Genomic DNA, 21,405 nt, shown 5'->3' on the forward strand with positions numbered 1-21,405 from the left:
CTCAGAGCTTGGAGCAGAGCCGGTAGGCCTCGTAGATCGCGGAATAGACGTCCCGGCTCGACACGGCGTCGCCGATGCGGTGCAGAAGGAAGCTCCCCCGCGCGGGCGTTGCCGCCTCCTCGCTCCCCAGCATGAAAGCGATATCGGTCACGCCGTCATTGGCCGAGAGATGCCGCAATTCGTGATAGATCTCGGCGGCCGGCAGCGTGCCGTGTTCCACGATGATCTGGCTGGCCTCGACCCGGCTTTCCGCCCCCGTCAGCTCATTGCGGAACGTGGCCCGCAGGGCGTTGCCCCGGCGCTCGACCTTCTCCAGCCTGATATCGACCAGCGAGCGGATGCCGAGCTCGGCGAAGCGCTTCCGGAAGCTCGACTTGTCGATATAGGACATCTCGACGGCAAGCGCGTCGTCGGGCGTCGCCAGACAGACCGATCGCCCCTGCCGGGCCAGCTGCAATGCGCAGGAGGCCGCGGCCTGGCGACCTGTCCCGTCATAGATGAGCACGTCGCTCTTCCCCGGCACCGTGCCGGTCAGCACGTCCCAGACAGTGTCACAGAGTTCCGAACCTTCGAACCAGTCGGTATCCGGAACGCCGCCTGTGGCGACGATCACGAGATCCGGCGCCTCGGCGCGAACGGTGTCGGCCTCCGCATAGCAGTTCACCCGGACATCGACGCCGAGCCGTTCAAGCTCCGCGATGCGCCAGTCGACGATGCCGATCAGATCGCGACGCTCCTCGGCCGCCGTGGCGACGAGCAACTGCCCGCCGAGCTTCGCGGCGGCCTCGAACAACACGACCGAATGCCCTCGCTCGGCGCAGACGCGGGCGGCTTCCAACCCGGCCGGCCCGCCGCCAACCACGACTGCCTTCAGGCGCCGGGAGGCCGGCGCAACCTCATGGTCGAGCGCGGTTTCGCGCCCGCTGGCGGCGTTGTGGATGCAGTTGACCTTCTTGTAGAGGCAGTAGGAAGCACCGACGCAAGGGCGGATCCGCTCCTCCTCACCGCGCCTGATCTTCTCGACCAGATACGGGTCGGCGATATGGGCGCGGGTCATGCCGATCAGGTCGACGACACCCTCGCGGATAGTATGGCGGGCCGTCGCGACATCGCGAATGCCGCCGGCATGGATCAGCGGCAGCTTCGTCTCGCGGCGAAACTGCGCCACCGAGCCGAGATAAGGCGCGTTGCGCTGGAACAGGCCGGGCATGTTGTCCTCGGCCAGCGCGAGATCGGTGTCCATGCGGCCGTAGATGCAGTTGAAATAGTCGATATGGCCTTCGCGCTCGAAAATCCGGGCGAGTTGCAGGCAATCCTCGAAATCCGAACCGTCGGCCACGCCCTCGTCGATCACGAAGCGGATGCCGACGATCGCCTCGTCGCCGATGCGCTTGCGGATCGCCTCATGCACCATGAGCCCGAAACGCGCCCGATTCTCCGGCGAGCCGCCGAAACTATCGCTGCGCTTGTTGGTGCGCGGTGACAGGAACTGACCGATGAGATGGCCGCCGGTTACCGTCTCGATGCCGTCGAGCCCGCCCTCCATGCAGCGCAGCGCCGCATCGGCGTAATCCCGGACGATCCGCGCGATGTCCGCATCGTCCATCTCCTTGGGGAAATTGCGATTGCGCGTTTCCCTGACGCGCGACGGCGCCAGCACCGGAAGCCAGTTCCAGCCATAGGAGGTTGCGCGGCGTCCAAGATGCGACACCTGGCACATCACGGCTGCACCATGGCCGTGAATACGCTCGGACAGCGCAGCGAGATGCGGAATGATCCGGTCGCTGGAGAGATCGAGCTGGCCGCCACCCCAGCTCGAATCCGGCGATGTCATCGCCGAGCCGCCGATCATCGTCATGGCAAGGCCGCCACGAGCCTTTTCCTCGTGATAGCGCTGGTATCGTTCGAGCGGCAGGCCGCCATCGTCCAGCATCGAGGCATGGCTGGTGCTAACGATGCGGTTACGAAACCGCAGCCTCTTGATAGCGAACGACTCCAGGAGCGGATCGCACGATGCGGCGTGGGGCCGACCCGGCATGGCAACCGTTGCGCTCATCGAATGGCTTCCCTGATCGAACCGGAACGGGACGGCTGCGCTATTTCCGCTCCGCAAGCACGAAGCCGTTGTGTCGCTAAGCAGACACAATGATCGTGGCGGCAACCCTGCAACCGGACCAGATTGAAAAACCTTGGGAGAAGCATACGCTGAGCGTATGGCTCAGCTCTCCCGCCTCATTCCGTCAGCGCGCGGGCTTCTGGTTTTCGAGGCAGCGGCCCGCACCGGCAGCTTCACGGCGGCTGCTACGGAATTCAACGTCAGCCAGCCCTCGATCAGCCGCAGCGTTGCCGAGCTGGAAGCTGCGGTGGGCGCCCGCTTTTTCGAACGGCGGGCACGCGGGCTCGAACTGACCGCTGATGGAAGCGATCTCTTCGGCGTCGTCGGAGATGCCGTCGGGCGCATCGCCGATACGGTCCAGGCGATCCGACAGCGGCAGACTGCGGCGAAGCCGGTGGTTACGCTGTCCATGTCCAGCTCCTTCGTGGCCCATTGGCTGTTGCCGCGGCTGGGCGAATTCCATGCCGCCTTTCCGCAGATCGATATCCGATTCGATCTCATTCCCGGTGTCCTTGGCGGCGTCCCGGACAATGTGGATCTGGCGACGCGCATCGTCGAAGACGACGACCCGCGCTACCATCGCTGGTTCTTCGCGCCGGAGATCATCTTCCCCGTCTGCAGCCCGGCTTATCTGAAGACGCGGGGCAGGCTCGATCACGCCGGGGACGGATCGGGACATGTCTTCCTGTGGCTCACGGACCATGCGATGCCCAGATGGGTGCGGGAATGGGGCAATGTCGCCCATCGCAGCAGCTCGAAAGGCATCTGGCACGAATTCACCGACTACTCGGTCATCCTGCAGGCTGCGCTGAACGGGGAAGGCATCGCTCTTGGCTGGCTCAGCGTGGTCTCGAGTGCCTTGCTGAAAGGAATCCTGGTTCCCGCGTCTGACCTGATCATCCGCACGGGGCAGCACCACAGCCTGATCGCGCCGCGATCAAGACCCCTGAACCCGATGGTCGAAGGGGTGGCGCTATGGCTTAGAGCCCAGATTGCCGAGGAACTGGCCGCGCTCGACGAGGCGCTCCGGCCACGGCCGCAACCATCGCCTGACATCGCACGATCGGGGCTGAAATGATGGGCGCAGGCAGCCAGCGTGCACCGAAGTAATCAGCTCAATAATTTAGAATACTTATAATGTTTTCGACTCGACTAGCCCTTCCCCCGCGAGGTCATTAAGAACACGCCGCACAGACAACATTTCCTGGACATTGCGCGTGAGCCACTTCAAATCGCTCCTGGTCGCGCTTGCGGTTTGCGCCGCAGGTGCACTGACAAATCCGCTTGCGGCAGCTCCGACGAGCTACCCTCTGACGCTCGATAATTGCGGGGCGAAGGTCACCTTCCAGAAAGCGCCGCAACGCGCCATCGGGCTCGGGCAGAACAGCGCCGAGATCTTGCTGCTGCTCGGGCTCCAGGACCGGATGGTGGGCACGGCCTTCTGGCCGAGCAAGGTTCTGCCGCAGCTCGCCGAAGCCAATGCCAAGGTGAAGCTCCTGACCGTGGAGTTCCCCACCTTCGAGAGCATGCTCGCCGAGCGGCCCGATTTCGTCGCCGCGGCACTTCCAACCCTGCTCGGGCCGAGCAGCAAGGTTGCCAAGCGCGAGGATTTCGAGCGCGTCGGCGTTCCGAGTTATCTTTCCCCAAGCACCTGCCTGGACACCAAGGGCAGCAAGGACGCGTATGGCAACCGTGGCCAGCTCTGGAGCATGGAGACACTCTATCAGGAGATCGACGAGCTCTCGCGGATTTTCGATATCGCGGATCGTGGCCAGGCCCTGATCGCCGACTTCAAGGCGCGCGAGGCAGCGCTGCGCGCCAGCGTGACACCGGGCGACAAGAAGCTCTCCTACGTCTTCTGGTTCTCCAGCCCCTCCCCCTCGGCAGACGCCTATCTCGGCGGCAAGAACGGCGCTTCCGGCTTCATCGCGGACCTGCTCGGCGGCCGCAATGCCATTGGCGCCGAGGCCGAATGGCCGACATTGGGATGGGAAGGCATCATCGCCGCGAAGCCGGACGTGATTGTCGTCGCCAGCCTCGATCGTAACCGCTGGGAACTCGACAAGCCGGAGGCCAAGATCAAGTTCCTGAATACGGACCCGGCGGTCAGCCAGCTCCCAGCCGTCAGGAACAAGGCGATCGTGGTCATGGATGGCCAAGCCATGAACCCGAGCGTCCGCACGATCTATGGCGCCGAGCAGGTGGCGCAGCAATTGAAAGCGCTCGGCCTGCTCAAGTGATCTCCGGAAGCGGCGCTTTCGAAGGCAAGGCGGTCTTTGCCGGCCTGATGCTGGTATCGCTGGTGGCGATCGGGCTCGCCATCGGGCTCAGCACCGGCATCGGCGACCTGCCGATTCCGCTCGGCACGACCTTCACTGCCATCACCAACCGGCTCGGCTGGACCGCGACGGAGATCGACCGCGTCTACGAGACGGTGATCTGGGACTATCGCTTGAGCCGCGCACTGGTCGCGGCCTTCTGCGGCGCGGGCCTCGCATTGTCAGGCGCTATCATGCAGTCGCTGCTGCGCAACCCGCTGGCGGAGCCCTATGTGCTCGGGATCTCTGCGGGAGCATCGACGGGCGCGGTCGCCATCATCATCCTGGGCCTGGGCGGCGGCGTTCTCTCGCTGTCGGGGGGCGCCTTCTTCGGCGCCTTCGCGGCGTTCTGCTTCGTGGCCCTGCTGTCGAACGGGACGCGCGGCGGCGCCGACCGCACCATCCTGGCCGGCGTCGCGGCCTCGCAGCTCTTCAACGCCACGACCTCCTATATCGTCACCACATCCGGCAACGCCCAGCAGGCACGCGACGTGATGTTCTGGCTGCTCGGCAGCTTCGGCGGCGTACGCTGGCCGGAATTCATGCTGGTCTCGCTCGTCGTCAGCATCGGGCTCGTCGCCTGCCTCTGCTATGCCAGGACGCTCGACACCTTCGCCTTCGGCGACGAGACGGCGGCATCTCTCGGCGTCAATGTCGACCGGGCCCGGATCGTGCTCTTCGCCCTCACCGCGATGATGACCGCGACCATCGTCAGCATGGTCGGCTCCATCGGCTTCGTTGGCCTGATCGTGCCGCATACGGCGCGCGCGCTCGTCGGCCCGCTCCATGTCCGGCTCCTGCCGGCCTGCATGCTGATCGGCGCGGTCTTCATGGTGCTGGCGGATGTCGCTTCGCGAGCGCTGATCCCGCAGCAGGTGCTCCCGATCGGCGTCGTCACGGCGCTTGTCGGCGTACCGTTCTTCTCGATCATCCTCTACCGCTTGCAGCGCGCCTCATGAGCATCACGGCAGAGAACCTGGTCTGGCGGATCGGCAGCAAGACGATCGTTGACGGCGTCTCCTTCTCCGCGGAGCCAGGCCGGATGGTCGGATTGCTCGGCCCCAACGGCTCCGGCAAGACCTCGCTCCTGCGCCTCCTGACAGGCCTGAAGCGTCCGCAATCGGGCCGCGTGCTGCTGGACGGCAACGAGCTCTCGTCACTCGGCGCACGGGCCGTGGCGCGACGCGTCGCGTTCGTCGAGCAGCACGCGACCACCAGCGCCAATCTCCGCATCTCCGATATCGTCCGACTCGGGCGGTTCCCCCACCGATCCTGGCTATCGCGCTGGACCCGTGCCGACGACCGTGCCGTGGACGAGGCGCTGCTGCGCGCCGGCCTGCAGGATCGGCGCGGCGACCGCTGGCAGAGCCTCTCGGGCGGCGAGAAGCAGCGCACGCACATCGCCAGGGCGCTCGCGCAGACCCCGACCGAGCTAGTCCTGGACGAGCCGACCAACCATCTCGACATCCAGCACCAGATCGGCGTGCTGAAACTCGTCGCGAGCCTGCCGATCACCAGCGTTGTCGCCCTGCACGATCTCAACCACGCCGCCATGTTCTGCGATGCGGTGATCGTCATGCAGCAGGGAAAAATCGTGGCGTCCGGTGCTCCCGACGCCGTGATCACCGAAGCTCTCCTGCGCGATGTCTTTTCGGTCGAGGCCCGCGTCGAGACCTCTCCGCATCATCTAAGGCCGCATATCCACTACCTGCGCTGAGCGCCGCGCGCTTCGACCACGGAAGCGGCGCGCCATAACCGGACGTTTGCGCCTTGCCCGGAAGCGGACACTCGTGGCTTGGAGCGCATCGGCTCCTGCCCCATTGCCGACCGCGCAGAATTTTCGGCAGCCTGCTGTCTCTCTCCTGATTGGCAGAGAGATGCAACATGTTCGGCATTGAGTTTCGCCACTGGCGCGAATGACGCCGTAAGGACTGTTCTCGTGCCTCGATCATCGAGAAGCCGGCTCTCGATGTCGTCCGGCCACGCGGGTGAGCTTGCACTTGCCGTTCCGCCCGCTGCGATAATGGCCGAGGCTGCGAGATCCGGAATGATGCTCCAAGCCACGCTGGCGCAGATTTCGATGAGGCGAAGAGCGGAGCGGGTCGTGAATGCTGCAGCGAGGCGATCGCCGTGGAGCGCCGCCCAAGGCGCCGCGGCCTGAACATGGGCGTTTGCCGCCGACGAGAGGGCCCGGGTCCGCCTCCGACCTCGCCCTTCCATCACAGCTCGCAGCAGCATCTCGCCAGGCACTCGCCGACGGAGTGACTTCATCACAACGTCGCCCACAGCGACCACGAGGCCGGCAAGCCTGCCCCAGATCCCTGTTTGCGGGCGTCAGACCGGCTGGGCATTGCGCCAAAGCGCTGCCTTGCCCATACGCCAATTGGCGACATTTACTCACTGCCCGGAAGCCGACCTTGCTCGACGTCAGGCAGCGATACGCATCGACGTCAGTTTTTACCTTTTGCATCGAAATGAAAGACCGCCGTCGTCTGGCGGCCCAATCCATCCTCCGCCTGGATCCGGAAAACATGATGACCCGGCGGGACGCTCGCCAGCGGAATATCGATCCCGTTCGGCGTGACATAGCTGCGCAACCGCAGGGTGATGTCCACCGGCTGATTGCGCAGATAGGTGACCCTGACCTTGTCGGGATTGATCGGCACATCGTTACGTTGGGTGAAGCGGATGCGAAACGGCGTCGGCGCTGCGATCGTCACGCCGTTCCCGGGGGTCAGCGGTTCGATACCGGGACCGCGCGTGATCCCCTTGCCTTGTTCCCCCGATTCCGGGAGAGGAGGCAAAGCCGCTTCCTCGTTCGTCACGAGAATGACTGCCTGTTGAGCCTGCGCGCAGAGCGGCACTGTCACGAGCAGGCTTAAGGCGGCGGTCGCAGCCAGCGCGGCTCTGGCGGGGATATCGCGGGACGATGCAGTCATGATGAGCTCCTCCTAGCTGAGAAACCGGCTGAGACCGAGGATGCCCGACAGAATCGCCGCACCAATCGCCACACCGGACGTAATCAGGCTCTCGACCTTCTTCAGCCGCTTTTCGAAGGAGGCGTCCTCGACATCTCCAACGATATCCTTCGCGATGGCACGCGCCAGCCTCGCGAAGACGCCGCCGGCCGCGTCCGGCAACGTCGCGATCAAGACGACCCGCCGCAGCAGCGCACCGCTGACGAAGCCGAGAGCGATGCTCAACCCGTACTGGAAAGTCTCGCTCCATTCCTCGCGACCTGCCGGGAGCAACGGCACGCCGTCGGCACGCGCAACATTCCAGAGCATGCCAGCGATCGCGAGACAGGCGACCAGCAGCCCGACGATCACATCGATCCAGATGAAACCGGGCGCACCTTTGCGAAACAGGAAGCCGGCGACGAATGGGAGCCCGATCGAGAGCAGGCGCAAATAGACCAGCCTGGCATCCAGCAGCACGATCAGGATCGCATGAGCGGCAATGAGCGTCACGATCGGCATGATCGGAATAGCCCAACGGACTGATCCCGTTTCCCGCTGCGCGACCGCGATGCCTGCGGCCTCTGCAGGCAAAGCCGTCTGAGCGGCAGGCCGCTCCGACTGCGCGGCCTCTGCGGCCTCGGCCATGGAGGCTTCAAGAGCAGCGACCCGTTCCGACAAGGCGTCGATACTGTCCATCAGCGGCTTGGCGAATAAGAGATCACGAGTGCAATGCGGGCAAACGATCGCAGCCGCCTCGATCGTTTCGACACAATAGGGGCAACGACGGATGGCCACGGATCGCTCAGTTGATCTGTGCGTGCTGAACCGACCTGACCAGCGGCAAACGGGCCGCGCGCCACGCATCGACGCCACCGCGATACCAGTAGACACGCTTGTAGCCGCTCGCGACCGCCCGCATCGTGGCGTTGTGCGAAAGCCAACAGTCCCGCCCGGTGCAGAAGAAGACGACGGGGCGCTCCTTGTCGCCGAGAAGCGAGCCGAGCAGGCGGCTCAGCAAATCCGAAATCTTGGCCATTTCATCGGCTTTCGGGGTGACGACCCCGGCTCCCTGGAACCAGTATGCGCCCGGAAGCGTGTCATGCTCGGCATTCCACCCCCCCACATCGATCAGGACGGGCTTGTCCGCCCCGTTCATCATCTTGACGAGCCCCACCGTGGTGATCCTTTCCGCGCCGGGAGCCGTGAGTGGCGTCAGGCCGTGATAGGGCTCGGGATGCAGGTTGGAGGGGTTTCGGACATGGCTGTCGATGCCCTCGCCAGCGGGGTCCCCGCCCGGCGCTGCCCCCGCGAGCTTCGTCAGCGCGGCGGCGCTGAGCCTGTCGAAGCGATCGTAGGTCTCCAGGGTCGAGCTGTTCTGAATCTTCTTGAGGCGGCAGATCGAGCCCGAGCGCCTGTTGCACCAGTAGAGCGAGACGAGGGTCGCCTTGTTGGCGCTGGGGCTCGAGGTCGCCATGCCGTAATATCCGTTCGCGGAAACTGCGAAAGCTTTCGCACCCGGTTTCTTGCCGTAGAGAGCGTAGGCGTCGTCTGTCGCTATCGGCTGCGGCTCGCTGGACGGCGACGCAACGGCGCCCGGTCGGGTGTCCGTATTCGTGGACCGCTCGGCAGGTTCCACAGCGGGAGCGCCTGCAGCGGAACCCGGCGAAGCAGGTGCCGGAGCCGGGGGCGCGGCAGGCGTAGCCGGTACGGTGAGCGATGCAACCTTCGGCTCCGCTGGCGCGCCCTGCGGCACGAGCACAAGTTCACCGATCAGCGAGGAGTGATCCCACGGGACCTGTCGCCCGGCCGTGGCGGCGTAGACATCCGCCCTGACATTGCGCAGGACCTGGTTCATCTCCAATCCCGGCATGCGGATATATTTGAGCAGGGCACGGGCGAACGGGCTGTTGCGGCCGTCGCCATCGGCGGCGGTGCTGCCGGGCGCTGTGGCGAAGGCCACGAAGGTGCCGACTCCGGATTGAATGGGCTGAAGGCCGCGCGTTGCAATGGAGCGCATGCCCGCCAATCCCTGGAACGGATTGTCCCGGCAAGCGTCCAGAAGAATGATGCGGACGCGGGCACTGCTTTCCATCCCGGCAATCACGGCGTTGAGGTCGAGCGTCCGCAAGGCAACGTCGCTCGGAAGTTCCAGGTCGGCGTCGCGCGGAATCAGGAAATTCCGCTCCCCGATCTGGATCGCATGGCCGGAATAGTAGAAGGCGGCGACATCCGTACCCGGCAGCTTGCGGCTGAAGGTAGCGATGCCGTCCGACATGGCTTTTTGGTCGGGATCGCGGATCTCGGTCACGTCGAAGCCGATATCGCGAAGCGCCGCCGCCATATCGGCCTCGTCATTGAGACTGTTTTTGAGGGCGGGGACGTGCTCATAGCGCGAGACGCCGATCACCAGGGCGACCCTGCGTTCCGCATGGGCGGTCGAGACGGCCAGCATCGCGATGGCCGCGATCAGACCACGCGCCAAAATTGCCCTTATCTCAAGCTGACACCGCAATGCCTGAAATAGAGGAAGCTTATGGGGACCCATGTCGCGATAACCGAGAGAAGCATGCGGCGGCGAAGTGCATCATCGGCGAGCGTCGCCCAACGCGCACCTCCCTGAAACGGGAGGTGCTTTCGCTTCTGCGGATGCAATAGGAGCCGATGACAGGTCGGAGGATACCACATCGCGTCGACCAGACCGTCGCGCGTCTTTTCGGATGGCGGCGGCTTCATTCAGACCCGAAAAGCTTTCTCGCCTCCTGCAACGGCAAGCGTTCGATCGGGCACGACATTGACCCGGATCTCGAAGCCCGAGGCAGAGAGATCGGGCGAAACACAGCCACTGTCGCGTCGGCCGAACCATCATCCCGGCGATCCGGCCGGCTTGACCCTTTCGAATAAGCTGTCACGATCCCGTCCTCTGAGATCGGCGCCAACCCGATGAGCATGATCGACCCCTTCGCCGAAGCGCTGCTCAGATGCGGCAACCTAGCCGAGGTCGGAGCAACGTTCGCGGCGGTCGTCGCGAAAGAGGGCTTTGTCAGCTCCGCAGCGCGTGCCTTGAGTCCGAGCGCCGGGCAACCCGTTCAGACCTTTTTTCTGAATTGGCCTGAGAACTGGCAGATGCTCAGCGAGAAACGCCAGTTCACGCGCAAAAGCCCGATATTTCGCGCGACCAGGAGGCGCAGCTCACCTTTCACCTGGCGAGAACTTCAAGCGGAACGACGACAGAGTGATGGCGAAAAGGAAGTCTGGCGAACGGTGAAGGAGTGGGGCTGGACAGATGGCCTCGTGGTCCCGATCCATGGTCCGGGAGGGTACTTTGCTGCGGTGGGCATGTCGACGCGCGAACGGTCCTTCAAGGTAGATCAGAGCAAGCGGATGCGCTTGATCATGTTGGCGACCGCCACCCATGAGCGCTGTCGCATGCTGCTCGATCTCGACCGAAGCGACGATGCTTGGGATATGCTGACGGCCCGCGAATTGGAATGCCTGCGTTGGGTGGCCGACGGCCAGAGCGACGATGCGATCGGCTCCATCCTTGCGATCTCCTCGGAGACGGTTCGCTTTCATCTCGGAAATGCCCGCCAAAAGCTCGGCGTTCGCAATCGCGCGCAAGCCGTGGCGCAAATTTGCCTCAGAGGACTGTTGTGACGCTTGCAGCCTCTCTATCGCGATCGGACTGAGCAAACCAAATTGCACCGGATCAGTAAGCGGCCCGGCAGACCTCGTTCCTGCGATAGGGTCACCTCCTAGCTCAGCGGAAACGACGCGGAAAACTCTAACCCAAGCGATCCAGTTTTAAGGGCTCAGATCAGACGCCAGAACGGCTGAATTTTGCCCCCCGGAGAATCGACGATTATTGCGGATCGAAAACCGCGCCGGGCCATGTCCCGCACCTGAAGCCCCGCCTTGTGGTCGCGGCCCTTGCGCCAGCGCAGCGGCGTCCGATTGACAGCCTTGCCTGGATCGCTCATCAGGCTCGAGAGGTAACGTCCTCGCTCCCATCGCGGGATTTCAATGTCCGGGAACGGCCCGGCCCTTTTCCGCCCCGGGCCGCTTCATGACCACCGACACGATCAGCAAAGCCGGCGCAGCATCTCTGGTTCGCTGGTTCATCTCATCCGCGACCCTTCCCGTCCCGCAGGCCGCAGGGCCGGTCGCCTTCGCGCTGGTCGCGCTGGCTCTGACGGGCGACACCAGCGGCGGCGCCGGCATGATCCTGGCGATGACGCTGGCCCAGGTCGCCGGCGCGATCCCCATCACCAGGGCGGGAAGCGGCCTGCCGCCGACGGCCTTCCTGCGCGTGCTGGTGCTGTTCCGTACGGTGGCGCTCGGAGGTCTCGCCCTACTGGCGCACTATTCCGTGCCGTTCATCTGGCTGGTCGTGCTCTCGGCGCTGGCCGGAGCAGTGAACGGCGCCGCATTCGGCTACCTTCGGACCATCCTCAACCAGCTCGCGCCGTCGGCGAAGCTGCCGAGGGCACTCGGAATCGCGTCGACGCTCAACGAAGTGACGTTCGTCCTGGCACCCGTGATGGCATCCGGCCTGGGCACGCTGTCGCCGGTCTTCGCCGTCCTGGCGATCGCATCTCTCGGCGCCATACCGGCCTTGCTCGTTCCGACCGTGATGCCGGCACCGGCCGAAGAGGCGCATCAGGCCGATGGCTCGGTCGTTAGCCCAGCGATCCTGCTTTGGCTGATATGCGCCGCCGCGGGCAGTTCGACCGTGGCGGCTCTGGAGATCGGCGCCGTCGCCCTGGCGCTGCATTTCGGCTACGCGCCTGCCTTGGCGATCCTTTTCACCGTCCCTCTCTGCCTCGCCTCGGTGGCCGGCGGCATCTGGGTCAGCGTCCGCAACCGCATGGGAAGCCGCCGCGCGGTCCTGATCCAGCTGACGATCATGGCGTCCGGTGCCATTCTCGCCGCCTTGCAGATCTCCATGCCTGTCACGGTCCTCGGCGCCGTCCTGGTCGGCGTGGTCCTCGCGCCCCTGGGCACCTATTACTCGCTGATCCTCGATTCCCTCGCGCCGCCGAAGAGGCGGCCCGAGGTCTTCGCCTTGCTGCGCACCGCGAACGCCACCGGAATCATCATCGCCAGCGCCATCATGACGGCGGTATCTCTGCAGACGGCTCTGATCACGGTGAGCGGCCTGATGATCTGCGTGGCGCTTATCGTCGCCATCGCGTCACGCCGTCGTTGAAAGAGATCATCCCGGTCCGGCGGAGGCCGGGATGATCGAGCCCTCGGGGGCGCCGATCATCTGGTTCAGGCCCGCCGAGGCCCGAGGCCGCAGCGGCGGCCGCTTTCGGATCAGATCGGGGACGATGTCGGCATCGGTCCTGGCGGCATCGGGGCTTGCCCCATCTTCGGCTGCCGTCACGACGTGCCTCCGCCCCTGCTCGTCTCCTTGGTGCCTCGATGCCGACCTTCCGCTCGTGAAGAAGAGAGCGCTCAAGCCGATCAGGAAGATGAAGGTCGCGTATCGCGTGAACATAAACCCCCGCAGCCACATGTTCGCGGGGGCACTAAGGATCGGGAACTCTCAAATTGCGTTCAAACCGATCTGTAAAATTGCGCGCAAACTGCGGTTGCTCTTGAGAAAACACACTTTAAGCCAAGAGCAAGACGAAGAAAGCGTACGCACAGTGCCTTTACGTCAGTCTCTGCCTCGCGATGGGCGTTGCCGGCCTCCCCGACATGTTAGGCCTTTTCGCTGACTGGACGCCCGCGCCCGGCCATGCATTGCTGACGCGCCAACACAACACGGCATTCAATGCCGGGGGCATCATTTTGCTGAAAAAGGTGGAGGGATTTCGATGAAGGAAGAGGAAATCCGCGGCTTGGTCGCGGGTGTGAAGGATGGGTCGTTGTCGCGACGATCGTTCATCCGGAAAATGGCGGCCGTGGGCATCACGGCGCCGCTCGCGAGCCAGATACTGGTCTGGAACGACGTCGCGATGGCCCAGCCGGCCGATGGCTACAAGCCGACCAAGGCCGGCGGCGGCGGCCCGCTGAAGATCCTGCTCTGGCAGGCTCCGACCCTGCTGAACCCGCATTTCGCATCGGGCACCAAGGACCAGATCGCCTCGCGCATCTTCTTCGAGCCGCTCGCCGGCTGGGACAAGGACGGCAACCTCGTTCCGCAGCTCGCGGCGGAGATTCCCAGCAAGGCCAATGGCGGCCTCTCCGCCGACGGCAAGGAAGTGATCTGGAAACTGAAGCAGGGCGTGAAATGGCATGACGGCAAGCCGTTCACGGCCGACGATGCGATCTTCACCTGGGAATACGCTGCCGACCCGGCGACCGCCGCCTACACCACCGGCTCCTATGCCAATATCAAGGTCGAGAAGATCGACAACCACACCATCAAGGTGATCTTCAAGGAAGCGACCCCCTTCTGGGCGGACCCCTTCGTCGGCGTTGCCGGCATGATCATCCCGAAACATCATTTCGGCGACTACAAGGGTGCGAAATCGCGCGAGGCGCCGGCGAACCTGAAGCCTGTCGGCACCGGCCCCTACAAGTTCGTCGACTTCAAGCCGGGCGATATCCTGACCGGCACCCGCAACGAGGACTATCACGTCAAGAACAAGCCGCAATTCGACACGCTCGAGGTCAAGGGCGGGGGTGATGCGGTCTCGGCAGCGCGCGCCGTGCTGCAGACCGGCGAATACGACTATGCCTGGAACATGCAGGTCGAGGACGAGGTCCTCAAGCGCATGGAAGCAGGGGGGCGCGGCAAGGTCGTGGCGGTGAAGGGCGGCGACGTCGAGTTCATCATCCTGAACACCACCGATCCGTGGACCGAAGTCGATGGCGAGCGCTCCAGCGTCAAGACCAAGCATCCCTCGCTCAGCGATCCGGCCGTGCGCCAGGCGATCAACCTGCTGATCGATCGGGATTCGATCGAGAAGTTCATCTATGGCCGCGGCGGCGTCGCGACGGCGAGCTTCGTCAACGAGCCGAAGCAATTCAAGTCGACCAAGCTCAAATACGAGTTCAACATCGACAAGGCCAACAAGATCCTCGACGACGCCGGCTGGAAGAAGGGTGCCGACGGCATCCGTGAAAAGGACGGCAAGAAGCTCAAATACGTCTTCCAGACCTCGATCAACGCCCCGCGCCAGAAGACCCAGGCCATCATCAAGCAGGCTTGCCAGCGCGCCGGCATCGAACTCGAGCTGAAGTCGGTCACGGCCTCGGTCTATTTCTCGTCGGACGTGGCGAACCCCGACACCTACACCAAGCTGTACTGCGACATGGAGATGTACACCACCACGCAGCCACAGCCCGATCCGGAGCGCTTCCTCAACCAGCTCGTCTCCTGGGAGATCGCCAACAAGGAGAACAAGTGGCTCGGCCGCAACGTCTCGCGCTGGTCCGATCCCGAGGCCGACAAGGCCTACAAGGCTGCCCAGAAGGAGCTCGATCCGGTCAAGCGCGCGGCGTTCCTGATCAAGGTCAACGAGATCTTCTGTGAGGCCAATGTCCTCCTCCCGGTCCTCTCACGCACGGTCGTCGGCGCCTCCGCCAACAACCTGACCCCGGACATCTCCGGCTGGGAGGTCACGACCTGGAACCTGGCGAGCTGGTATCGCACCTGACCGTCATCCGCGGTCCGGAGGCCGGAGCATGATCCGGCCTCCATTCAAGCCTGGCCCCGGCCCAAACAGCGCCGGGGTCACTCTTTCGCGTTAGAACCCGATAGGCGGCGCTGCAGATGCTTCGGCATGGCGGTCCCGCCGAAAACTGCTCCTGTTCTCCTGAACCCTGCCCGCCTCGAAGGCAGGGGCTGAAAAAGCGCCGAATCAAGGGAGAAACACCAATATGACGACGAAACGAGACCTGATCCTCGCAACCGCGGCCTTCGCCCTGCTGGCTGCCGCGCCTGCCGCTGCCGAGACCTGGCCGCAACGGCCGATCACCTTCATCGTGCCCTTCCCGGCCGGCGGCGGCACCGACGCCTTCGCAAGGCCGCTCGCAGCCCAGCTCGACCAGCAGCTTGGCCAACGCATCATCATCGAGAATCGCGGCGGCGCCGGCGGCACGGTCGGCGCATCGGCCGCGGCGCGGGCGAAGGCCGACGGCTACACCTTCTTTGTCGGAGCGGCGCATCATGCCATCGCGCCGGCGCTCTACCCGAAGCTCGACTACAACATCCAGACGGACTTCATCCCGATCGCCGTCATCGCGCAGCCGCCGCAGGTGATCGTCGTCAATCCCGGCAAAGTGCAGGCCAAAACCGTGGCCGAGCTCGTCGATTTCGCCAAGAAGAACCCCGAGAAGCTGAATTTTGCCTCAGCTGGCAACGGTACGACGCATCATCTCGCCGGCGAGCTCTTCCAGATCTCCACCAAAACGAAGATGACCCATGTGCCCTATCGCGGCGCTGGCCCTGCCTTGCAGGACACGGTCGCTGGTCAGGTCGACCTGCTATTCGACGGCCTCGGCTCCTCGGCTGCCCAGATCCAAAGCGGCGCGCTGCGGGCGCTCGCGGTCGCGGCTCCTGCCCGCTCAGAAGCCGTCCCAGATGTGCCAACCGCTAAGGAGGCGGGCTTGGAGGGGTTCGAGGTTTCAACCTGGTATGCGCTCTGGGCACCGAAGGGCACGCCTCCGGAGATCGTGGTCAGGATGCGCGACGAAGTGCAGAAGGTCCTCAAGACGCCCGCCATCGAATCCGCCTGGAAGAAGAACGGCTCGCCGATGCCGACCCTGGCGGGTGACGATTTCGGCAAGTTCGTCACGGCCGAGGTCGAGCGCTGGGGCAAGGTCGTCAAGGAAGCGCAGGTCAAGCTGGAGTGAGGTCGGCGGCTCGCTGCGCTCCGTCCAGTCGCTGCATCGGCCTGCACGAAGGCCGCGATGCCGTGAGAGACAGAGCATGATGAGGTTGGCCGTCATCGGCCTGGCGATTGCATTGGCCGGCTTTGCCGCGCTGGTGGCGGTCGGCCTCCTCACCGACTTCGCGACCGTGCCGTGTCAGGACGGGGTGTGGGATGCGGCCAAGCAACGTTGCATCCCCACCTGACGGGCGCGGTTGCCACGCCATCAGGCCAGCGCGTCGCCGTCCGAATCCTCGTCTCCTGCACCATCGACGACGGCACGGACGATCGCGATCGAGAAGCCGGCGCGCGCCAATGCTGCGAGGTCTTTCTGGCGGCTCGCAGCCCGGTCACCACGCGACCACGGACCGAGCCGCTTGCGCCGTGCGGCTTTTCGGGCTGCGATCAACTCCTCTTCGTCACCGACGCTGCTGGCCCGTTCCGCAAGCTCCCGTTTCACCCCCTTCGCGGTGAGCGTGGCGGCAACGGCCCGCGCCGAACGGCCGCGGCGACGCAGCGTTGCAGCTCGCGCCTGGGCGAATCGCTGATCGTCGACGAGCCCGGAAGAAACACAACGCGCCACGACATCGTCGAGTGCGGTCGCGTGCAGAGCCGGGTCCTCTCCGTGGTAGCGGCAGCTCAGGGAGATCTTGCGCGCCAGCACGCGGCGCAACTGCGCGGCCGGCGCGGAATAGCGTTCGAGATAGTGCATCGCAGCGCGCTGAAGATAGTCGGGCGTGATCCGCCGTGGCGCTCGGGTAGGGCGTGCGCCCTGCCCCCGCCTATCGCCTTTCTCTAACATGCTAGTCCGATATCGGCTTCTGCCGGCCGGCCTTGACGCCGGAGCGCTTTTCCTTGGACGCGAGCCGGCGCTCCTTCGAGGCCTTTGTCGGCCTGGTCGCGCGCCGGACCTGCGGGCGCACGGCCGCCGCCCGGATCAGTTCCAGCAGGCGCTCCACCGCCTCCTCGCGATTGCGCTTCTGGCTGCGATGCGTCTGGGCGACGATGACGATCACGCCGTCCTGCGTCAGCTTGCTGCCGGCAAGCTTCATCAGGCGGATCGCGACATCGTTCGGCAGCGAGGGCGAGCGGCGCACGTCGAAGCGGATCTGAACCGCGCTCGACACCTTGTTGACGTGCTGGCCGCCCGGACCGGAGGCGCGCACGAAGCTTTCCTCGATTTCGCTCTCGTCGATCGCGATGGACGGGGTGGCTTGAATCATGGGAGGAGGATTATCAAAATTTTGCGCATTGCCTCAGCGAAAAACCGGTTCCCGCCTTTTCGCGCAATGCTCCGCCCGCATTCATGGAGACATGCAGCGTTGAAGCCTTCTCGCGAGATTGACGGCCTGATCGCGATCATGGCTGCACTGCGCACGCCGGGAACCGGTTGCCCCTGGGACCTGGAGCAGGATTTTGCTTCGGTCGCACCTTACACCGTGGAAGAGGCCTATGAGGTTGCCGACGCCATCGCGCGTGGCGACAAGCTCGACCTCAAGGACGAACTCGGCGACCTCCTGCTACAGGTCGTGTTCCACGCCCGTATGGCCGAGGAGGAAGGCTCCTTTGCCTTTCCCGACGTGGTCGAGGCGATCACCAGCAAATTGATCCGTCGGCACCCGCATGTCTTCGGCGATGCGCGCGATCTTTCGCCCGCCGAGGTGAAGGTGCTCTGGCATCGGATCAAGGCGCAGGAGAAGGCCGCCAAGATGGCCGCACGCGAGGCGGCTGGCTTGCCGCCGCAGGCGGAGGAGCGCGGCGTGCTCGCTGGCGTGCCGCACACCTTGCCGGCGCTGACCCGCGCCTGGAAATTGCAGGCCCGCGCCTCCACCGTCGGCTTCGACTGGAACGATGCCCGGCTCGTGCTCGACAAGATCCGCGAGGAGACGGCCGAGATCGACGAGGCTCTCGCCGGCGGCGACAAGGCCGCGATCCATGAGGAGATCGGCGACCTGCTCTTCGTCGTCGCCAATCTCGCCCGCCACGCCGATGCCGACCCGGAAGGCTGCCTCGCCGCCGCCAACGCCAAGTTCGAGCGTCGCTTCAAGGCGATCGAGACGGCGCTGGAAGCGGAGGGACGGACCGCGAAGGATGCCAGCCTCGACGAGATGGAAGCGCTCTGGCAGGCGGTGAAGAAGCGGGAGAAGTCCGCGGGCTAGCAACGGCAGGGCTTATCCCTGCCGCTCGGCCTCCGGAAATCGGGCCGTGAACGCCCCTTCCCGCTCCAGCGGCAGGCGAACGACGAGATTCAGCCCGCCATCCTCGCCATCGCGGCGTTCGAGGATTTCGCCATTGGCATGCAGCCAGGCCAGCGACTTGCCGTCTCCCGGAGCGAGCTCCAGCGCATAGACCGGGCGGCTCGACGCGATCCGGGTCTCGATCGCGCGTGTCAGGCGTTCGATGCCTTCCCCGGTCAGCGCCGAGACCAGAACCGGGCGCGATCCATCCGGCCTGAGCGTCGCGATGCCAAGCTGGCGCTCGCGCTCTGCGGGGTCGAGCAGGTCGGCCTTGTTCCAGAGCTCGATGACGCGCTGGCCATCGTCCGGATTAATGCCGAGATCACGCAGGATCGCCTGTACGTCGGCGGCCTGCGCCTGCGTATCCTCATGCGCGACGTCGCGGACATGCAGCAGCACATCGGCCTCGATCGCGTCCTCCAGCGTGGCGCGGAAGGCGGCGACGAGTTGCGTCGGCAGGTCGGAAATGAAGCCGACCGTGTCGGAGAGCATGATCCGTGCCCCATGCGGCAGCTTGATCGCGCGAGCGGTGGGATCGAGCGTGGCGAAGAGCATGTCCTGCGCGAGCACCTCGGCCGAGGTCAGCCGGTTGAAGAGCGTCGACTTGCCGGCATTGGTGTAGCCGACCAGCGCAACGATCGGATAAGGCACGCGTTTCCGGCTGGCGCGATGCAGCGAGCGCGTTCTCTTCACGCTCTCCAGGTCGCGCTCGATCTTGGTCATCCGCTCCTGGATGATGCGCCGGTCGGCCTCGATCTGGGTTTCGCCGGGGCCTCCGAGGAAGCCGAAGCCGCCGCGCTGGCGCTCAAGGTGGGTCCAGGACCGCACCAGCCGGCTCTTCTGGTAGTTCAGATGCGCGAGCTCGACCTGGAGCGCGCCTTCTTTGGTACGCGCCCGCCGGCCAAAGATTTCGAGGATCAGCCCGGTGCGGTCGATGACCTTGCAGCCGAAGGCCTTTTCGAGATTGCGTTGCTGGACCGGCGACAGGGCGCAGTCCATCACGACGAGCCCGATCTCTTCGAGCTTGATGCGCTCGGCGAGCTCCTCGACCTTGCCCTTGCCGAGATAGGTAGCCGGCCGCAATGCGGTCAGCAGTACCTGCACGGGCTCGACGACGGTCAGGTCGATCGCAGCGGCGAGGCCGACAGCTTCGTCCAGCCGCGCCGCGAAGGAGCGTTGATTGGCATCGACTGCGACGCCGCGCTTCTGCAGATAGGGTCCCACGACGAAGGCGCGCGTATTCGCCGCGATGTCGCGTTCGATCTCATCGAGCGGCTTCGCGCCTGTGACGCGCGTGGCCGCCCGATCGTTGTCGTCCTTGTGGCTTGCAGCCAAATCAGTTCTTGTCCGTTTCCTCGGGCTCGAACAGCTGCACCGGATGGCCGGGCATGATGGTCGAGATCGCGTGCTTGTAGACGAGCTGCGAGTGACCGTCACGGCGCAGCAGCACGCAGAAATTGTCGAACCAGGTGACGACGCCCTGCAGCTTGACGCCGTTGACGAGGAAGATCGTCAGCGGGATCTTCTGCTTGCGCACATGGTTGAGGAAAGTGTCCTGGAGATTCTGTGCCCGCTCGGCGGCCATGGGTAGTCCCTGTTGTTGGGATCGCCGATCGGATTAAAATCCAGCGATCCAATTCGTTCCGTTTCAGGCCGGCGGCGCATTCCACCAGCGTCGGAACACCGATGTTCCATTAGATCGTCGTCTTCGCCCGCAGCGCAAGTGCAGCAATGCCGACTTTAGATGCATGCCGCCTGCGTCATGTGCAAACGGTCATGCATGGCGCGCCTGACAGCCTCTCATCACCTCCCTTTTCGACGTTTCCGTCGAAAGCCGAGGCGATCGCTTTTCATACTAGCCGACGCCGAGAGACTTCAGTTTCCGGTGCAGCGCCGAGCGTTCCATGCCGATGAACTCGGCCGTGCGCGAGATGTTGCCGGAGAAGCGCGCGATCTGCGCGATCAGGTATTCGCGCTCGAATATCTCGCGCGCGTCGCGCAGCGGCAGGCTCATCAGGCGCTCTCCGCCGGAGCCCGACGGCGTCGTCGGCACCATCGCGCCGACCTCGGCCGGCAGCATCTCGATCGTGACCTCGGCGGTAGGGTCGCCCTTGGTCAGGATCATCAGCCGTTCGACATTGTTGCGCAGCTCGCGGATGTTGCCTGGCCATTCATGCGATTGCAGCACGGCCATGGCGTCGCTGCCGATCTGTCGCTTGGGCAGGCCGCTTGCGACCGAGATCTGCTCCATGAAGAACTCGATCAATTCCGGCACGTCCTCGCGCCGCTCCGATAGCGGCGGCACCTTGATCGGCACGACGCTGAGGCGGTGATAGAGATCCTCGCGGAAATGCCCGTCGGCGATGAGCTGCGCGAGATCCCGGCTCGACGAGGAGATGACGCGGACATCGACATGCACCCGCGTCGCGCCGCCGACACGCTGGAAATTCTGGTCGACCAGCACGCGCAGGATGCGGTTCTGCGTCTCGCGCGGCATGTCGCCGATCTCGTCGATATAGAGCGAGCCGCCATGGGCCTCTTCAAGCGCGCCGATCCGGCGCGAACGCCCGTCGCCGCCTTCGACGCCGAACAGTTCCTCTTCCATCGTCTCCGGCGTGATCGTCGCTGCGTTGATGACGACGAAGGGCCCGCTGGAGCGGGTCGAGGCGCCATGCAGCGTGCGCGCCGCCAGCTCCTTGCCACAGCCAGGCTCGCCGGTGATCAGCACGCGCGCGTTGGTCGGCGCGACGCGCTCGATCGTCTGGCGAAGCTGGTTGACGATGGTGGTGCGGCCAACGATGCGATCGGCCTGGACGGAGCGGGTCTTGAGCTCGCGAACCTCGCGGCGCAAGCGCGACGCTTCCAGCGCGCGCTCTGCGACCAGCACCAGCCGGTCGGCCTTGAACGGCTTCTCGATGAAGTCGTAGGCGCCGCTCTTGATCGCCGAGA

General features: G+C 64.8%; 22 protein-coding genes. 10 read left to right on the top strand and 12 right to left on the bottom strand.

Features of this window, described 5'->3' with window-relative positions:
- Position 1 precedes the first annotated feature (1 nt).
- Positions 2 to 2,056, bottom strand: coding sequence for an FAD-dependent oxidoreductase (locus tag Q0Q36_RS19060; RefSeq protein WP_367187186.1), 2,055 nt, complete (start codon positions 2,054 to 2,056; stop codon positions 2 to 4).
- A gap of 157 nt (positions 2,057 to 2,213) precedes the next feature.
- Between Q0Q36_RS19060 and Q0Q36_RS19065 the strand changes: the two genes are divergently transcribed.
- From Q0Q36_RS19065 to Q0Q36_RS19080, 4 genes are all read left to right on the top strand, one after another.
- Positions 2,214 to 3,194, top strand: a complete 981-nt coding sequence (locus Q0Q36_RS19065; RefSeq protein ID WP_293800371.1) for a LysR substrate-binding domain-containing protein — start codon at positions 2,214 to 2,216, stop codon at positions 3,192 to 3,194.
- 160 nt (positions 3,195 to 3,354) lie between these two features.
- Positions 3,355 to 4,356, top strand: a complete 1,002-nt coding sequence (locus Q0Q36_RS19070) for an ABC transporter substrate-binding protein (RefSeq protein WP_293800415.1) — start codon at positions 3,355 to 3,357, stop codon at positions 4,354 to 4,356.
- A gap of 47 nt (positions 4,357 to 4,403) precedes the next feature.
- On the top strand, positions 4,404 to 5,393 hold the full coding sequence (locus Q0Q36_RS19075; RefSeq protein WP_293800417.1) for an iron ABC transporter permease: 990 nt from the start codon (positions 4,404 to 4,406) through the stop codon (positions 5,391 to 5,393).
- Positions 5,390 to 6,151, top strand: a complete 762-nt coding sequence (locus Q0Q36_RS19080; RefSeq protein ID WP_293800373.1) for an ABC transporter ATP-binding protein — start codon at positions 5,390 to 5,392, stop codon at positions 6,149 to 6,151. Before Q0Q36_RS19075 ends, Q0Q36_RS19080 begins: the two co-directional genes overlap by 4 nt.
- Here Q0Q36_RS19080 and Q0Q36_RS25130 read toward each other — a convergent pair.
- The 4 genes from Q0Q36_RS25130 to Q0Q36_RS19095 form a co-directional block, all read right to left on the bottom strand.
- Entirely contained in the window at positions 6,139 to 6,705 is a 567-nt protein-coding gene (locus tag Q0Q36_RS25130) for a hypothetical protein (protein ID WP_367187187.1), read from the bottom strand. The genes Q0Q36_RS19080 and Q0Q36_RS25130 overlap by 13 nt on opposite strands.
- 179 nt (positions 6,706 to 6,884) lie before the next feature.
- Positions 6,885 to 7,373: a hypothetical protein gene (locus Q0Q36_RS19085; protein ID WP_293800375.1), complete on the bottom strand. Its 489-nt coding sequence runs from the start codon at positions 7,371 to 7,373 to the stop codon at positions 6,885 to 6,887.
- 12 nt (positions 7,374 to 7,385) lie between these two features.
- Positions 7,386 to 8,258: a hypothetical protein gene (locus Q0Q36_RS19090; protein ID WP_293800377.1), complete on the bottom strand. Its 873-nt coding sequence runs from the start codon at positions 8,256 to 8,258 to the stop codon at positions 7,386 to 7,388.
- Positions 8,197 to 9,939 (bottom strand): caspase family protein, encoded by a 1,743-nt coding sequence (locus Q0Q36_RS19095; RefSeq protein ID WP_293800379.1) that lies wholly within the window; start codon positions 9,937 to 9,939, stop codon positions 8,197 to 8,199. Before Q0Q36_RS19095 ends, Q0Q36_RS19090 begins: the two co-directional genes overlap by 62 nt.
- Positions 9,940 to 10,334: 395 nt before the next feature.
- On the opposite strand from Q0Q36_RS19095, the gene Q0Q36_RS19100 reads away from it, so the two are divergent.
- The gene (locus Q0Q36_RS19100; protein WP_293800381.1) at positions 10,335 to 11,048 is read left to right on the top strand and encodes a LuxR family transcriptional regulator; all 714 of its coding nucleotides are present in this window, start codon (positions 10,335 to 10,337) and stop codon (positions 11,046 to 11,048) included.
- Between the two features lie 155 nt (positions 11,049 to 11,203).
- Here the strand turns inward: Q0Q36_RS19100 and Q0Q36_RS19105 are convergent, their stop codons facing one another.
- On the bottom strand, positions 11,204 to 11,371 hold the full coding sequence (locus Q0Q36_RS19105; protein ID WP_293800383.1) for a hypothetical protein: 168 nt from the start codon (positions 11,369 to 11,371) through the stop codon (positions 11,204 to 11,206).
- 86 nt (positions 11,372 to 11,457) lie between these two features.
- Between Q0Q36_RS19105 and Q0Q36_RS19110 the strand changes: the two genes are divergently transcribed.
- Positions 11,458 to 12,600, top strand: a complete 1,143-nt coding sequence (locus Q0Q36_RS19110; RefSeq protein ID WP_293800385.1) for an MFS transporter — start codon at positions 11,458 to 11,460, stop codon at positions 12,598 to 12,600.
- 6 nt (positions 12,601 to 12,606) lie between these two features.
- Here Q0Q36_RS19110 and Q0Q36_RS19115 read toward each other — a convergent pair whose 3' ends face one another.
- A complete protein-coding gene (locus tag Q0Q36_RS19115; RefSeq protein WP_293800387.1) occupies positions 12,607 to 12,780 on the bottom strand; it encodes a hypothetical protein in 174 nt (57 codons plus the stop codon).
- A gap of 436 nt (positions 12,781 to 13,216) precedes the next feature.
- Here Q0Q36_RS19115 and Q0Q36_RS19120 point away from each other — a divergent pair, with 436 nt between their 5' ends.
- The 3 genes from Q0Q36_RS19120 to Q0Q36_RS19130 all read left to right on the top strand — a co-directional run bounded on the left by Q0Q36_RS19120 (position 13,217) and on the right by Q0Q36_RS19130 (position 16,425).
- On the top strand, positions 13,217 to 15,004 hold the full coding sequence (locus tag Q0Q36_RS19120) for a peptide ABC transporter substrate-binding protein (RefSeq protein ID WP_293800389.1): 1,788 nt from the start codon (positions 13,217 to 13,219) through the stop codon (positions 15,002 to 15,004).
- 223 nt (positions 15,005 to 15,227) lie between these two features.
- Positions 15,228 to 16,202, top strand: coding sequence for a tripartite tricarboxylate transporter substrate binding protein (locus Q0Q36_RS19125; protein WP_293800390.1), 975 nt, complete (start codon positions 15,228 to 15,230; stop codon positions 16,200 to 16,202).
- Positions 16,203 to 16,278: 76 nt separating this feature from the next.
- Positions 16,279 to 16,425, top strand: a complete 147-nt coding sequence (locus tag Q0Q36_RS19130) for a hypothetical protein (protein WP_293800392.1) — start codon at positions 16,279 to 16,281, stop codon at positions 16,423 to 16,425.
- Between the two features lie 20 nt (positions 16,426 to 16,445).
- Here Q0Q36_RS19130 and Q0Q36_RS19135 read toward each other — a convergent pair whose 3' ends face one another.
- Positions 16,446 to 16,931, bottom strand: a complete 486-nt coding sequence (locus Q0Q36_RS19135; RefSeq protein ID WP_293800394.1) for a RecX family transcriptional regulator — start codon at positions 16,929 to 16,931, stop codon at positions 16,446 to 16,448.
- 91 nt (positions 16,932 to 17,022) lie between these two features.
- The gene (gene arfB / locus Q0Q36_RS19140) at positions 17,023 to 17,442 is read right to left on the bottom strand and encodes an alternative ribosome rescue aminoacyl-tRNA hydrolase ArfB (protein ID WP_293800396.1); all 420 of its coding nucleotides are present in this window, start codon (positions 17,440 to 17,442) and stop codon (positions 17,023 to 17,025) included.
- Positions 17,443 to 17,541: 99 nt separating this feature from the next.
- Here arfB and mazG point away from each other — a divergent pair, with 99 nt between their 5' ends.
- Positions 17,542 to 18,378, top strand: a complete 837-nt coding sequence (mazG, locus tag Q0Q36_RS19145) for a nucleoside triphosphate pyrophosphohydrolase (RefSeq protein WP_293800398.1) — start codon at positions 17,542 to 17,544, stop codon at positions 18,376 to 18,378.
- Positions 18,379 to 18,390: 12 nt separating this feature from the next.
- Here mazG and hflX read toward each other — a convergent pair whose 3' ends face one another.
- The 3 genes from hflX to Q0Q36_RS19160 all read right to left on the bottom strand — a co-directional run.
- The gene (gene hflX, locus Q0Q36_RS19150) at positions 18,391 to 19,719 is read right to left on the bottom strand and encodes a GTPase HflX (RefSeq protein WP_293800419.1); all 1,329 of its coding nucleotides are present in this window, start codon (positions 19,717 to 19,719) and stop codon (positions 18,391 to 18,393) included.
- A gap of 73 nt (positions 19,720 to 19,792) precedes the next feature.
- Positions 19,793 to 20,041, bottom strand: coding sequence for an RNA chaperone Hfq (gene hfq, locus Q0Q36_RS19155; RefSeq protein WP_038365847.1), 249 nt, complete (start codon positions 20,039 to 20,041; stop codon positions 19,793 to 19,795).
- A 270-nt stretch (positions 20,042 to 20,311) separates the two neighbouring features.
- Positions 20,312 to 21,405: sigma-54 dependent transcriptional regulator (locus Q0Q36_RS19160; RefSeq protein ID WP_293800403.1), on the bottom strand; the 1,094-nt coding region annotated here is incomplete at its 5' end.

It is taken from the genome of uncultured Allobosea sp., assembly GCF_945957345.1.
In the GTDB taxonomy this organism is placed as follows: Bacteria; Pseudomonadota; Alphaproteobacteria; order Rhizobiales; family Beijerinckiaceae; genus Allobosea.